The organism is Streptomyces sp. R33, assembly GCF_041200175.1.
GTDB classification, from domain to species: domain Bacteria; phylum Actinomycetota; class Actinomycetes; order Streptomycetales; family Streptomycetaceae; genus Streptomyces; species Streptomyces katrae_B.
This window is the reverse complement of record NZ_CP165727.1, coordinates 7,292,550-7,305,474: the sequence shown is the minus strand read 5'-3', so window position 1 is coordinate 7,305,474 and position 12,925 is coordinate 7,292,550. Positions and strand designations below refer to the sequence as shown.

Genomic DNA, 12,925 nt, shown 5'->3' with positions numbered 1-12,925 from the left:
CTGCTCCTGATCATGCGGTTGCTCCGATGCAGGCAAATCCTACGGCGCGAGTCCGCCCCGTCCTGCTGTGCGAGGATCGGGACTGACTTTCGACGTACCCCGCATGCGCCCACGACGCGGATGCGGACGGCGTACACGTACACAACGTCGCACCCAAGAGGAGCGTGCCCATGTCCCAGAATCCGATCGCCGAGACCATCGCCTCGCTGATGCCCCGCGCCAAGCAGGAGCTGACCGAGCTGGTGGCCTTCCAGTCGGTGGCGGACTGGGCGCAGTTCCCGCAGAGCGAGAGCCAGGGCGCGGCGAACTGGGTGGCCGACGCGCTGCGCGCCGAGGGCTTCCAGAACGTGTCCCTGCTGGACACCCCGGACGGCACCCAGTCGGTGTACGGCTTCCTGCCCGGCCCCGAGGGTGCGCCGACCGTCCTCCTGTACGCGCACTACGACGTGCAGCCGCCGCTCGACGACGCCGCCTGGGTCTCCCCCGCCTTCGAGCTGACCGAGCGCGACGGCCGCTGGTACGGGCGCGGCGCCGCGGACTGCAAGGGCGGGTTCATCATGCACCTGCTGGCGCTGCGCGCACTGAAGGCCAACGGCGGTGTGCCGGTGAGCGTGAAGGTGATCGTCGAGGGCTCGGAGGAGCAGGGCACCGGCGGTCTCCAGCAGTACGCGGAGGCGCACCCGGAGCTGCTGACCGCCGACACGATCGTCATCGGCGACGCGGGCAACTTCCGGCTCGGCCTGCCGACGGTGACGGCCACCCTGCGCGGCATGACCCTGATCAAGGTGAAGATCGACACCCTCGGCGGGAACCTGCACTCCGGCATGTTCGGCGGCGTCGCCCCCGACGCGCTGGCCGCGCTGATCCGGCTGCTGGACTCGCTGCGCGCCGCGGACGGTTCGACCACGGTGGACGGCCTGGCCTCGGACGCGGTCTGGGAGGGCCTGCAGTACCCGGAGGCGGACTTCCGCGCCGATGCGAGGGTGCTGGACGGGGTCGGGCTGATCGGCGAGGGCACGATCGCGGACCGGCTGTGGGCCCGCCCGGCCGTCACCGTGCTCGGCATCGACTGCCCGCCGGTGGTCGGCGCCACCCCCTCGGTGCACGCGAGTGCAGGCGCGCTGATCAGCCTGCGCGTGCCGCCGGGCGTGGACACGGCCGAGGCCATCAAGCTGCTGGAGGCGCACCTGGTGGCGCACACCCCGTGGCAGGCGCGCCTCGAACTCGAGGTCGTGGGCCAGGGCCAGCCGTTCCAGGCGGACACGAGCAGCCCGGCGTACGCGTCGATGGCGGCGGCCATGCAGGTGGCGTACCCGGGCCAGGAGATGCAGGTCGCGGGCATGGGCGGATCGATTCCGCTGTGCAACACGCTGACCACGCTCTACCCGGAGGCGGAGATGCTGCTGATCGGGCTGAGCGAGCCGGAGGCGCAGATCCACGCGGTGAACGAGAGCGTCTCCCCGGAGGAGCTGGAGCGCCTCTCGGTCGCGGAGGCCCTGTTCCTCGTCAACTACGCGCAGTCCAAGCGCGGCTGACCTGCGCTACGGGCGAACTCCGCTCCCGGTGAAAGTCGCGCCGGGGGCGGGGTCGGCGCACGTACGTTCGGAGCATGGATCTCGTAGAGGTACTCCCGCAGCGGCTCCACATGCTCCGCTTCCCGATCGGCCAGGCGTACCTGTGGTGCGACGGCGAAGCCCTGACCCTGATCGACTCCGGCCACGCCGGATCCGCGGCGGCGATCGAGGAGGCCGTCCGCTCCCTCGGGCTCGGCCCGGAGCGGCTGGAGCGGATCGTGCTGACGCACTGCCACCGCGACCACATCGGCGCCGCGGACGAACTCGCCGCCCGCTGGGGCGCGGAGGTGGTGGCGCACCGGCTGGAGGCTCCGGTGATCCGGGGCGAGCTCCCGGTGCCGGAGCCGGTCCTGCTGGACTGGGAGGTCCCGCTGTACGAGAACGGGCTGACGGTCCCGGAGGCGCCGCCGACTCGGGTCGACCGCGAGGTCGAGGACGGCGAGGTGCTCCCGTTCGGCGGCGGCGCGGTGGTGGTCCACGCCCCGGGCCACACGCCGGGCAGCATCGGCATCCACCTGCCGCGCCACGGCGTGCTGTTCGTGGGCGACTGCATCGCGGGGGTGGGCCAGGTGATGCTGGGCGTCTTCAACGTGGACCGTGACGAGGCCCGGGCCTCCTTCCGCCGCCTCGCGGCGCTGTCCCCGTCGGTGGCCTGCTTCGGCCACGGCGACCCGCTGACCGAGGACACGGCCGCCACCCTCCTCACGGCCACGGATTCGGAGCCGGTCCTCCCGTAGCCCCCGGCTCCGCCCGGACCCCGCGCCTCGATCGCCGGCTACGGCGTGGGGTGGCCCGCCTCCAGGTACAGGGGGCGTCCGCGCTCACGGGCCCGCAGGGCCCAGCGGAGGCGTTCGTACCGGACCGGCGGCAGCAGCCCCTCCGCCTCCGCCTCCGTGACGAACCGCCAGGCCCGCAGCTCCGGTCCCGGCAGCCGGAGCCCGGCCGCGGCGGCGGCCGGGAGGCGGCCCCCGTCGAACAGGAGCCGCAGCCCCCCGTACGCCGGAGGCACCGGCGGCTCCCAGTCCACGACCAGCAGCCCCGGTACGGCGTCCAGCGTCAGGCCCAGCTCCTCCGCGACCTCCCGCACTCCCGCGCACCCCGGCGCCTCGCCCGCCTCCACCACCCCGCCCGGGAACTCCCAGCCCGGCTTGTACGTCGGATCCACCAGCAGCACCCGGTCCTCGTCGTCGAAGAGCAGCACCCCCGCGGCCACCGTCTCCCGCGTCGGCTCCGGCGTCTGCACGATGTCGCAGACACGGGCCGCGTCCGTGCGTACGGCTTCGGCGATCCGCTCCGCCGTCTCCCGTACGGTCAGGGCCCCGTTGTCGATGACGTGCGCGTCCGCCGCGAGCCAGCCGGCCAGTGCCTGCTGGTAGGCGGGTATGTGGTCGTACGCCCACTGCCGGACCCGCACGTCCACGTCCGCCGGGTCGCCCTGCTCCTCCCGTGTCGCGATCCGCTCCCGCAGGATCGTTTCCTCCGGGGCGAGCAGCACATGCCGCACCGGTATCCGGCGCGCCGCGAGCCCGCCGAAGATCTCGTCCCGGTACTCCTGCCGCAGCAGCGTCATCGGCACGACCAGCACCCCGCCCAGCTCCGCGAGCATCGCCGCGGCCGTGTCCACCACCAGGCGCCGCCAGCTCGGCAGGTCCTGGTAGTCGGAGACCTCCGCGAGGCGCTTGCGCGGCAGCAGTTGGCGTAGTGCGTCCCCGACGAGCTCCGGGTCGTACAGGGTGCTGTCGGGAAGGATCCCGGTCAGTTCGCGGGCCGTGCTGGTCTTCCCGGCGCTGAATGTGCCGTTGATCCAGACAATCACGTCTACCCCTCTCCCCATGGCTCGTCCGGAGCCCCCAGTGGCTTGCCCGCATCACCCTGCCACGGAAACCCGCTCCCCGGCCCAGTGCATATCCTCAAGGTCAGAGCCGTGCCCGCCACTTCCGGAGGATTCCGTCCCGTGCCGCAGACCCGCCGCCCGTCCGACCCCCGCTACGGCAACCGGCCGACGATGAAGGACGTGGCGGCCCGCGCGGGCGTGGGCCTGAAGACGGTGTCGCGGGTGGTCAACGGCGAGGCGGGGGTCACCCCGGACACGGTGCGGCGGGTCCAGGAGGCCATCGAGGCGCTCGGGTTCCGCCGCAACGACAGCGCGCGCGTGCTGCGCAAGGGACGTACGGCCACCGTGGGGCTGGTCCTGGAGGACCTCGCGGACCCCTTCTACGGGCCGCTGAACCGGGCGGTGGAGGAGGTTGCCCGGGCCCACGGGGCGCTGCTCATCAACGGGTCGAGCGCCGAGGACCCCGACCGGGAGCGGGAGTTGGCGCTGGCGCTGTGCGCGCGCCGGGTGGACGGGCTGATCGTGATCCCGGCCGGGGACGACCACCGCTACCTGGAGCCGGAGATCCGGGCGGGTGTGGCGACGGTGTTCGTGGACCGCCCGGCGGGCCGGATCGACGCGGACGTGGTGCTGTCGGACAACTTCGGCGGCGCCCGGGAGGGGGTGGCGCACCTGATCGGGGGCGGCCACCGCCGGATCGGCTTCATCGGGGACCAGCCGCACATCCACACGGCGACGGAGCGCCTGCGGGGCTACCGCGCGGCGATGGCGGACGCGGGCCTGCCCGTGGCCGATTCCTGGGTCTCCCTCGGCTCGACGACCCCGGAACGCGTCGGGGAGGCGGCCCGGGCGATGCTGGCGGGCCCCGACCCCGTCACCGCGGTCTTCGCGGGGAACAACCGGGTGACGGTGACGGTGGTACGGGTCCTGGCCGAGCACCGGCCGCCGGTGGCCCTGGTCGGGTTCGACGACTTCGAACTGGCCGACCTGCTGCGCCCCGGGGTGACGGTGGTCGCCCAGGACGCGGCGGCCCTGGGCCGGGTGGCGACCGACCGCCTGTTCCAACGCCTCGCCGGCGCCGCCCTTCCCCCGGCCCGGATCGAACTCCCGACCCGCCTGATCCCCCGCGGCTCGGGCGAACTCCCCCCGGCGGCCTGAGGCTTCACCGGATCAGCCCCCGCAGCACGGGCACGGCCCCACCGGCGGCCGTGAGCCCGGCGAGCACGGCCAGGGCGGGATGCGTTCCGCCGAGGTACGTCAGCCCGCCGACGACGAGCCCGCCGAGCAGGGAGGTGAGCAGCACGACGGCGGTGTGCAGGGGGAGAAAGGGCGGCTCGGTGTCCGGCGGCGTGGTGTCCATGCCCCGATTCCACCGCCGGCCGGTGCCCTGAGCAGCGCGGACGGAACGGATCAGGACCGAAGTCGATCAGCGTCGAACCTCCTTGAACAGCCGGGGTGTTCGACGGAACGCACCACCTGGTCCGCGCTGTTCCGCGTTGTTCCGTCCCGTTCCGGAAACTTCGGGACCGCGCCGTCGCGGGCGTCTACGGTGGTCGCCATGGAGGAGCAACGCTCGGGCACGTTCGACGAGGAACTGGCCGCCCTCGCCGCCGATCTGCGCCGTCTGCGGATCGAGCGCGGCAACCCCTCGTACCGCGACCTCGTCACCCGGGCGGTGAGATCGGGCGCCGGGATCCAGCTGTCGCCCGCCACCCAGAGCGACGCCTTCAACGGCAGGCGGCTGGTCCGGGTGGACACCCTCATGGGTTTGGTCCGGATCCTGCACGCGTACGACGAGTACGGCGAGGAGCGGACCGTCCCGGCCCACAACGCACCGGAGCTGGCCGACTGGCGGCGTCGCTGGCGCGCCTTGGCGGAGCTCCAGTCCGTCGGCACGGCCCGTGCCCGGACGGCGGCGGTGACTGCCCAGGAGGTTCCGGAGCCCCGGAAGGCCCCGGACGCCCCCGAGACCCCCACGGCCCCGGCTCCCCCTGCGGCGCCCGCTCGCCCACCCGCCGAGCAGCCCGCAGGGCCCGCCCCGTACACGTTCGCCTTCCGCCTCGCCGGCCACGACCAAGCCGTCCGTGACGTGGCCTTCTCCCCCGACGGCCGGTACCTGGCCTCCGCCGACCGGACCACGGTCCGGCTGTGGGAGACCGCGACGGGCGAGCGCGCGGGGCTGCCCCGGCCGGGGACGGCCCCGGTGGCGTTCACCGCCGACGGTCTGCTGCTGACGGTCGACGCCACGGTCAGGTCGGTGGTCCACCGGTTCGATCCCGCCGAGTCGTCCGCGGCCTCTCCGCTGGCCGGACCCGGCCCGCGGGTCCGCGCCATGGCCTGCGATGCGGAAGGGGCCGAGCTGGCCACGCTGGATGCCGAGGGGGCCGTACACCTGTGGGACCTGCTCTCCGGCCACCTGCACTTCACCCCCGGCGAGGGACGGTTCACCACGGCGCGCTTCACGCACGACGGCCGCCTGCTGGCCGTCGACACCGGTGCACGCGTGTGGGACCTCTCGGAGGAACGGCCCGTCGGTCAAACGCTCCACGAACCGGAGTCCGCCGTTGCGGTCACGGCGCTCTCCCCGGGCGGCGGTGTCCTCGCCCTCGGCCGCCGGGACGGCACCATCGCCCTGCGGGAAGGCCGTCGCGAGCGACCGCTCGCCGGCCATGCGCAGGCCGTCACCGCCCTGGCCTTCTCCCCGGACGGCACGCTCCTCGCCGGCGCCGCGGCCGACGGCACCGTACGGTTCTGGGACACCGCGACGGGCCGGCCGGTGGGGTCACTCCTCGGCGACCACGGAGCCGACGTCAACGCGGTGGCGTTCTCCGCCGACGGACGCATGTTCGCCACCGCGTCCGGCGACCGGACGGTGCTGCTCTACACACGTGCCTTCACCGGCGGCGACACCCCGCTCGCAGCCCGGGCCCTGGCCGTCGCCCTGCGCATGCGCCGGGCGGTCCAGCTGCCTCCCGTCACCGCCGGACGCCCGCTCGTGCGGACCGCGTTCTCGCCGGACGGATGGAGCATCGCCGCGACCACCGGCGATCTGTCCGTCCGGCTCTGGGACCCCGTCTCGCGCTCGCCCCGCTGGCCGCGCCTCGCCGAGCCGTCCGTCCTGCCCTGGGGGCTGGCGTTCTCACCCGACGGGGCCCTTCTCGCCACCGCTTCCGGCGACCGGTCCGTCTGCCTGCACGATGCGGCGAGCGGCGCCGTCCTGCGGGAGATACGGACCCGGCACAGCGGCGCCCTGAAACGCCTCGCGTTCTCACCCGACGGGCAGTTGCTGGCCACCGGCAGCACGGACACCACGGCGCGGCTGTGGGACCCGCACACCGGCAAGGGGGTCGGACAGGCCCTGCGCGGCCACGGCAACGAGGTGGTCGGGATCTGCTTCTCCCCGGACGGAAGGCTCCTGGCCACCTCCGGCGCCGACGGCGGCGTACGGCTGTGGGATCCGCGCACCCAGCAACAGCTGCGCGCCCCCTTCGACGGCCACCGGGGAACCGTGTGGGCGGTGTCCTTCGCACCGGACGGGCGGGTCCTGGCCACGGCCGGCGCAGACGCCACCGTACGGCTCTGGGACCCGGTTCGCGGGGTCCAGCTCGGCGCACCGCTGAGCGGACATGCCTCGGCCGTCCACGAGCTCGCCTTCTCGCCTGACGGGCAGCTCCTGGCCTCGGCCGGTGAGGACGGTGTGGCGCTGCTGTGGGACCCGGTCACGGGAGAGCGGGTCGGCAGTGCGCTCACCGGCCACGAGGGGGCCGTGGGCGGGCTCGCCTTCTCCCCCGACGGCAGTCTCCTCGCCACCGCAGGACGGGACGGCACCCTGCGCCGGTGGATCATCGCCACCGTGTGAACGCCGCGAGGCCCGGCCGGGGTTCCGGCCGGGCCTCGCGTTCCATCGTGCTCAGGCGGTCGCGGTCAGGGTCGCCGAGCGGCGGGGGATGGCGAACGCGTCCAGTTCGGCGCGGGTCAGGCCCGTCAGGGCGGTGACCTCGTCGGCGCCCACCGCGCCGCAGTCCAGGCCGCGGACCAGGTAGCCGGCCAGGGCCTTGGCCGTGGCGGGCTCGTCCATCACGTCGCCCTCGATCTTCGCGACGTACGCCTTCAGGCGCGCGGCGGCCGTCTCGAGGCCCTCGCGGTAGAAGGTGAAGACCGCCGCGTAGCGGGTCGGGAGGTGGCCCGGGTGCATGTCCCAGCCCTGGTAGTAGGCGCGGGCCAGGGCCCGGCGGGTGAGGCCGTAGTGCAGCTTCCAGGCCTCGTGGACGTGCTCGGTGGTGCCGATCGGCAGGACGTTCGTCGAGCCGTCGGAGACGCGTACGCCGGTGCCGGCGGCCGCGACCTGCATGATCGCCTTGGCGTGGTCGGCGGCCGGGTGGTCGCTCGACTGGTAGGCGGCGGAGACCCCGACGCAGGCGCTGTAGTCGAAGGTGCCGTAGTGCAGGCCGGTGGCGCGGCCCTTGGAGGCCTCGATCATCCGGGCCACGGTCGCGGTGCCGTCGGAGGCGACGATCGACTGGCTGGTCTCGATCTGGATCTCGAAGCCGATCCGGCCCGGGCGCAGGCCGCGGGCGGTCTCGAAGGCCTCCAGCAGCTTGACGAAAGCGCTGACCTGCTCTGCGTACGTGACCTTGGGGAGGGTGAGGACCAGTCCGTCGGGGAGGCCGCCGTGCTCCAGCAGCCCGGACAGGAAGATGTCCGTGGTGCGGATGCCGCGGTCGCGGACGTTGGACTCCATGCACTTCATGCGGATGCCCATGTACGGGGCGTTCGTGCCGTTGGAGAAGGCTTCGGAGACGAGGCGGGCGGCGCGGGCGGCCGCCTGGTCCTCCTCCTCGTCGGGGCGGACGCCGAAGCCGTCCTCGAAGTCGACGCGGAGGTCCTCGATCGGCTCGGTGGCGAGCTTGGCGCGGACGCGGTCGTAGACGGGTACGGCCAGTTCGTCGCTGATGCCGAGCACCTTGGCGAAGGTCGCGGCGTCCGGGGCGTGCTCGTCGAGGGCCGCGAGGGCCTGGTCGCCCCAGGAGCGGATGGTGTCGGCGGCGAAGACGTCACCGGGGACGTAGACGGTGTGGATGGGCTGGCGGGTGCCGGGGTCGCCCGGGTAGTGGCGCGCGAGCTCCGCGTCCACCGGCGCGAGGGAGGCGCTGATGCCCTCGCTGACCGCGCCTGCGAGGCTCGTCGCCACCTTCTCCTGCTGACCCATCGTGCACTCTCCTCTTTTCCGCTTCACGGAAGCTTAGATCCGCATAGCAGAATTTAGTGTCGGGGTTCCGCCCAGTCAATGGTCCCTCCACCGACACGGGCAAACGACTCGGGGCCGTGCGGTGAGAAACACCACACGGCCCCGAGACGGTCAGCCAAAGGTCAGGCGACGAAGAGATGCGCAGGTCAGCCCTTGCGCGCCTTGATCTCCTCGGTCAGCTGCGGGACGACCGCGAAGAGGTCGCCGACCACGCCGTAGTCGACCAGGTCGAAGATCGGGGCCTCGGCGTCCTTGTTGATGGCCACGATGGTCTTCGAGGTCTGCATGCCGGCCCGGTGCTGGATCGCGCCCGAGATGCCGGAGGCGATGTACAGCTGCGGGGAGACCGACTTGCCGGTCTGGCCGACCTGGTTGGAGTGCGGGTACCAGCCGGCGTCGACGGCGGCGCGCGAGGCGCCGACGGCGGCACCGAGGGAGTCCGCGAGCTCCTCGATGATGTGGAAGTTCTCGGCACCGTTGACGCCGCGGCCACCGGAGACCACGATCGCGGCCTCGGTCAGCTCGGGGCGGCCGGTCGACTCGCGCGGGGTGCGGGAGACGACCTTGGTGCCGGTGGCGAGGGCGCCGAAGGTGACGGCGAGGGCCTCGACGGCGCCGGCGGCCGGGGCGGCCTCGACCGGAGCCGAGTTCGGCTTGACGGTGATGACCGGGGTGCCCTTGGAGACACGGGACTTGGTGGTGAAGGACGCGGCGAACGCGGACTGCGTCGCGACCGGACCCTCGTCACCCGCCTCCAGGTCCACGGCGTCGGTGATGATGCCGGAGCCGATGCGGACCGCCAGGCGCGCGGCGATCTCCTTGCCCTCGGCGGAGGAGGGGACGAGGACGGCGGCCGGGGAAACAGCCTCGTACGCGGCCTGCAGCGCGTCCACCTTCGGTACGACGAGGTAGTCGGCGAACTCGGGGGCGTCGGCGGTGAGGACCTTGACGGCGCCGTGCTCGGCGAGCACGGCGGCGGTGTCGGCGGCACCGGCGCCGAGGGCGACGGCGACGGGCTCGCCGATGCGGCGGGCCAGCGTCAGCAGCTCGAGGGTGGGCTTGCGGACGGCACCGTCCACGTGGTCGACGTAGACGAGAACTTCAGCCATGGGACTGCTCTCCTGCTATTGCGAAGTGTCTGGGGGCTATGAGGGGGTGGCCGAAGTTCTCAGATGAACTTCTGGCCGGCCAGGAACTCGGCCAGCGCCTTGCCGCCCTCGCCCTCGTCCTTGACGATCGTGCCGGCGGTACGGGCCGGGCGCTGCGCCGCGGAGTCGACCGCGGTCCAGGAGCCCTCGAGGCCGACCTCGTCGGACTCGATCTCGAGCTCCTCCAGGTCCCAGGACTCGACCGGCTTCTTCTTGGCGGCCATGATGCCCTTGAAGGAGGGGTAGCGGGCCTCGCCCGACTGGTCCGTCACGGAGACGAGCGCCGGGAGGGAGGCCTCCAGCTGCTCGCTCGCGGAGTCGCCGTCGCGGCGGCCGGTCACGGTGCCGTCCTCGACCTTGACCTCGGAGAGCAGGGTGACCTGCGGGACGCCCAGGCGCTCGGCCAGGATCGCCGGGAGCACGCCCATGGTGCCGTCGGTCGAGGCCATGCCGGTGATGACCAGGTCGTAGCCGGCCTTCTCGATCGCCTTGGCGAGCACCAGCGAGGTGCCCATGACGTCGGTGCCGTGCAGGTCGTCGTCCTCGACGTGGATGGCCTTGTCGGCGCCCATGGACAGCGCCTTGCGCAGCGCGTCCTTGGCGTCCTCGGGGCCCACCGTCAGGACGGTGATCTCGGCGTCGTCGGCCTCTTCGGCGATCTGCAGCGCCTGCTCGACGGCGTACTCGTCGAGCTCCGACAGCAGACCGTCGACGTCGTCGCGGTCGACCGTCAGGTCATCGGCGAAGTGCCGGTCGCCGGTGGCGTCGGGCACGTACTTCACACAGACAACGATCCTCAGGCTCACGCCGGCTCTCCTACCGCATCGTCTTTTTTCTGATACCGCCTTGTGCAGGCAGCATAGGCGCCTTGTCGGGCGGATCCCGGTCGGGGCGGCCCGCGCTCCGAAGGGAATGTTACTCGTCAGTACACCGTGGGTCCCCCACGGTTGCAAGGCCGGTGAACTGTGATCTGTCCAACGCCGCCCAGACCCGCCCCAGCAGGGACGATTCAGTCGCGCAACGCGTTGAAGCGGCCCTGGTGGTACAGGAGCGGGCGGCCCTCCCCGGCCGGGTCCCCGGCCACGGCCTCCGCGATGATCACCCGGTGCGCCCCGGCCGGCACCCGCGCCACGACGCGGCACACCAGCCACGCCAGTACGCCGTCCAGCAGCGGGACCTCGTGCGGACCCGGGGCCCAGCCCGTGGCCGGCCCGAAGCGGTCGGCTCCGCTGCGGGCGAACAGGCCCGCCAGCTCCGTCTGGTGCTCGCCGAGTATGTGGACGCCGAGGTGCTCGGAGTCGCGTATCGCGGGCCAGCTCGAGGACCCGGTGGCGATCGTGAAGGACAGCAGCGGCGGATCGGCCGAGACGGAGTTGAGCGAGGTCGCGGTGAACCCGACCTGCCGGCCGCCGTCGGCGGCGGTGATCACGGCCACTCCCGCGGCGTGCCGGCGGAAGACGGAGCGGAGCAGGTCGGGCGAGCCCGGCTGGGCGGCGTCGAATCGTGCGGACTGGGCCGTCGGAATGGCCGGCGGGGCTGTCATCGAGGAGCTTCCTTCTGCCGCACAGGCGGCGGGCACGGGCGCGGTCGGATCGGGTCGGAGGCCGGGGTCGTTCAGTGGCTCCGACAACGCGCGCTCGCGTAGCGGACGAGGTCCACGTGGACCCGCCCGTAAAGCAGGAGTTCATACCGCATGCGGCCAGCCTGGCGATCTCTCGTGTACACAGTCAAGCCGCACGGGGCAGATGCGAGGCGCGTCACGCTGCGTGCGGGCGCGTGTACCGGCGCACCGCTCATACCGCGGCACCCAGGGCGGCGATCACGTCCGCCTTGCGGGGCATCCCCGCGGCGCGCCTCACGATCCGGCCGGCGGAGTCCAGGACGAGCACGGTCGGCGTCTTCTCGATGCCCAGGGCGCGCACGAGTTCGAGGTGGGCCTCGGCGTCGATCTCGATGTGCGCGACCCCCTCGACCAGCTCCGCCACTTCGGCGAGGATCCGCCGCGTGGCCCGGCAGGGCTGGCAGAACGCGCTGGAGAACTGCACCAGGCTGGCACGCTCCCCGGGCTCCGCACCCAGTTCCGCCACGCCCAGCCGCACCACACCCGCTGTCACCGCGGACCTCGTTCCTGCATCATTGAACGCGTTCGTACGGTGATCCGAGCGCCCCGGACACGCGCCGCATTCCCGGCGTGACGAGAATCTCCTCGGGCACAGACGTCTGGGCTGGCCAGCAGGCCGCGTATGGGGCACGATCCCCAAGGGCCGCGTACCTACGCAGCCGTAACTTCCGGCCGGGAGTACCTCCCCAGGCAGAAAGCGGGGTCTCCCCCTCATGGCTGAGCTCGTCTACCCTCCGGTGATCGGCGCCGCCCACACCCTGTTCCGGGCGCTGGACATCCGCATCGACATGAAGGGCACGGAGAACATCCCGCGCAAGGGCGGGGCGGTTCTCGTGTCGAACCACATCGGCTACCTCGACTTCATCTTCGCCGGCCTGACCGCGCGGCCGCAGAAGCGCCTGGTCCGCTTCATGGCGAAGGAGTCGGTGTTCCGGCACAAGGTGTCCGGCCCGCTGATGCGCGCGATGAAGCACATCCCGGTGGACCGCAAGCAGGGTGAGACGGCCTATGAGCACGCCCTCGACTCGCTGCGCGCCGGCGAGATCATCGGCGTGTTCCCCGAGGCGACGATCTCCCAGTCGTTCACGCTCAAGAGCTTCAAGTCGGGCGCCGCGCGCATGGCCCAGGAGGCCGGCGTCCCGCTGATCCCCGTGGCGCTGTGGGGCACCCAGCGGCTGTGGACCAAGGGCCGTCCGAAGAACCTCAAGCGCAGCCACATCCCGGTGACGATGCGGGTGGGCGAGCCCATCGAGGCTCCGACCGATCAGTACGCCGGGGCGATCACCCGCCGCCTGCGCGAGCGGGTGCAGGAGCTGCTGGATGCCGCGCAGCGCGCCTATCCGGCCGCCCCCAAGGGTCCCGAGGACTCCTGGTGGCTGCCGGCGCACCTGGGCGGCACCGCGCCGACGGCCGCCCAGGTCAAGGAAGCGGGCTGATCCCGGACCACCGGGTCGGGTGATTCGTGCGGCCCCGCTGTTCACGGCGGGGCCGCCGTACCGT

General features: G+C 72.8%; 13 protein-coding genes. 5 read left to right on the top strand and 8 right to left on the bottom strand.

The window, feature by feature from the left end:
- The first annotated feature begins 170 nt into the window (after positions 1-170).
- Both AB5J51_RS33580 and AB5J51_RS33575 read left to right on the top strand, forming a co-directional pair.
- Positions 171-1,535 (top strand): dipeptidase, encoded by a 1,365-nt coding sequence (locus tag AB5J51_RS33580; RefSeq protein ID WP_133898797.1) that lies wholly within the window; start codon positions 171-173, stop codon positions 1,533-1,535.
- Positions 1,536-1,609: 74 nt separating this feature from the next.
- On the top strand, positions 1,610-2,311 hold the full coding sequence (locus tag AB5J51_RS33575; protein ID WP_369779342.1) for an MBL fold metallo-hydrolase: 702 nt from the start codon (positions 1,610-1,612) through the stop codon (positions 2,309-2,311).
- A gap of 38 nt (positions 2,312-2,349) precedes the next feature.
- On the opposite strand, the gene AB5J51_RS33570 is transcribed toward AB5J51_RS33575, so the two are convergent.
- Positions 2,350-3,408 (bottom strand): NUDIX hydrolase, encoded by a 1,059-nt coding sequence (locus AB5J51_RS33570; protein ID WP_107093719.1) that lies wholly within the window; start codon positions 3,406-3,408, stop codon positions 2,350-2,352.
- Between the two features lie 120 nt (positions 3,409-3,528).
- On the opposite strand from AB5J51_RS33570, the gene AB5J51_RS33565 reads away from it, so the two are divergent.
- The gene (locus tag AB5J51_RS33565; protein ID WP_369779341.1) at positions 3,529-4,566 is read left to right on the top strand and encodes a LacI family DNA-binding transcriptional regulator; all 1,038 of its coding nucleotides are present in this window, start codon (positions 3,529-3,531) and stop codon (positions 4,564-4,566) included.
- 4 nt (positions 4,567-4,570) lie between these two features.
- On the opposite strand, the gene AB5J51_RS33560 is transcribed toward AB5J51_RS33565, so the two are convergent.
- Positions 4,571-4,768 carry a hypothetical protein gene (locus tag AB5J51_RS33560; RefSeq protein WP_136222265.1) on the bottom strand — a complete coding sequence of 66 codons (198 nt, stop codon included), beginning with the start codon at positions 4,766-4,768 and terminating at the stop codon, positions 4,571-4,573.
- 198 nt (positions 4,769-4,966) lie between these two features.
- On the opposite strand from AB5J51_RS33560, the gene AB5J51_RS33555 reads away from it, so the two are divergent.
- Positions 4,967-7,267, top strand: coding sequence for a WD40 repeat domain-containing protein (locus AB5J51_RS33555; protein WP_369779340.1), 2,301 nt, complete (start codon positions 4,967-4,969; stop codon positions 7,265-7,267).
- Positions 7,268-7,318: 51 nt separating this feature from the next.
- On the opposite strand, the gene AB5J51_RS33550 is transcribed toward AB5J51_RS33555, so the two are convergent.
- The 6 genes from AB5J51_RS33550 to AB5J51_RS33525 form a co-directional block, all read right to left on the bottom strand.
- Positions 7,319-8,617 carry an aldolase gene (locus tag AB5J51_RS33550; RefSeq protein WP_369779339.1) on the bottom strand — a complete coding sequence of 433 codons (1,299 nt, stop codon included), beginning with the start codon at positions 8,615-8,617 and terminating at the stop codon, positions 7,319-7,321.
- Positions 8,618-8,802: 185 nt separating this feature from the next.
- The gene (locus AB5J51_RS33545) at positions 8,803-9,765 is read right to left on the bottom strand and encodes an electron transfer flavoprotein subunit alpha/FixB family protein (RefSeq protein WP_030296678.1); all 963 of its coding nucleotides are present in this window, start codon (positions 9,763-9,765) and stop codon (positions 8,803-8,805) included.
- 59 nt (positions 9,766-9,824) lie between these two features.
- A complete protein-coding gene (locus AB5J51_RS33540) occupies positions 9,825-10,610 on the bottom strand; it encodes an electron transfer flavoprotein subunit beta/FixA family protein (protein ID WP_030296680.1) in 786 nt (261 codons plus the stop codon).
- A gap of 203 nt (positions 10,611-10,813) precedes the next feature.
- A complete protein-coding gene (locus AB5J51_RS33535) occupies positions 10,814-11,347 on the bottom strand; it encodes a flavin reductase family protein (RefSeq protein ID WP_053790736.1) in 534 nt (177 codons plus the stop codon).
- Positions 11,348-11,418: 71 nt separating this feature from the next.
- Complete coding sequence (locus AB5J51_RS33530; RefSeq protein WP_353962368.1) at positions 11,419-11,499, bottom strand: putative leader peptide; 81 nt, start codon at positions 11,497-11,499, stop codon at positions 11,419-11,421.
- Between the two features lie 98 nt (positions 11,500-11,597).
- On the bottom strand, positions 11,598-11,918 hold the full coding sequence (locus AB5J51_RS33525) for a thioredoxin family protein (RefSeq protein WP_240805113.1): 321 nt from the start codon (positions 11,916-11,918) through the stop codon (positions 11,598-11,600).
- Between the two features lie 220 nt (positions 11,919-12,138).
- Between AB5J51_RS33525 and AB5J51_RS33520 the strand changes: the two genes are divergently transcribed.
- Positions 12,139-12,861, top strand: coding sequence for a 1-acyl-sn-glycerol-3-phosphate acyltransferase (locus AB5J51_RS33520; RefSeq protein WP_053790738.1), 723 nt, complete (start codon positions 12,139-12,141; stop codon positions 12,859-12,861).
- Positions 12,862-12,925 lie beyond the last annotated feature (64 nt).

Coding starts and splice junctions, on each gene's coding strand:
- AB5J51_RS33550 (WP_369779339.1), bottom strand. CDS start 8,617: ATGGGTCAGCAGGAGAAGGTGGCGACGAGCCTCGCAGGCGCGGTCAGC.
- AB5J51_RS33530 (WP_353962368.1), bottom strand. CDS start 11,499: ATGCGGTATGAACTCCTGCTTTACGGGCGGGTCCACGTGGACCTCGTC.
- AB5J51_RS33575 (WP_369779342.1), top strand. CDS start 1,610: ATGGATCTCGTAGAGGTACTCCCGCAGCGGCTCCACATGCTCCGCTTC.
- AB5J51_RS33545 (WP_030296678.1), bottom strand. CDS start 9,765: ATGGCTGAAGTTCTCGTCTACGTCGACCACGTGGACGGTGCCGTCCGC.
- AB5J51_RS33580 (WP_133898797.1), top strand. CDS start 171: ATGTCCCAGAATCCGATCGCCGAGACCATCGCCTCGCTGATGCCCCGC.
- AB5J51_RS33555 (WP_369779340.1), top strand. CDS start 4,967: ATGGAGGAGCAACGCTCGGGCACGTTCGACGAGGAACTGGCCGCCCTC.
- AB5J51_RS33535 (WP_053790736.1), bottom strand. CDS start 11,347: ATGACAGCCCCGCCGGCCATTCCGACGGCCCAGTCCGCACGATTCGAC.
- AB5J51_RS33560 (WP_136222265.1), bottom strand. CDS start 4,768: ATGGACACCACGCCGCCGGACACCGAGCCGCCCTTTCTCCCCCTGCAC.
- AB5J51_RS33520 (WP_053790738.1), top strand. CDS start 12,139: ATGGCTGAGCTCGTCTACCCTCCGGTGATCGGCGCCGCCCACACCCTG.
- AB5J51_RS33570 (WP_107093719.1), bottom strand. CDS start 3,408: ATGGGGAGAGGGGTAGACGTGATTGTCTGGATCAACGGCACATTCAGC.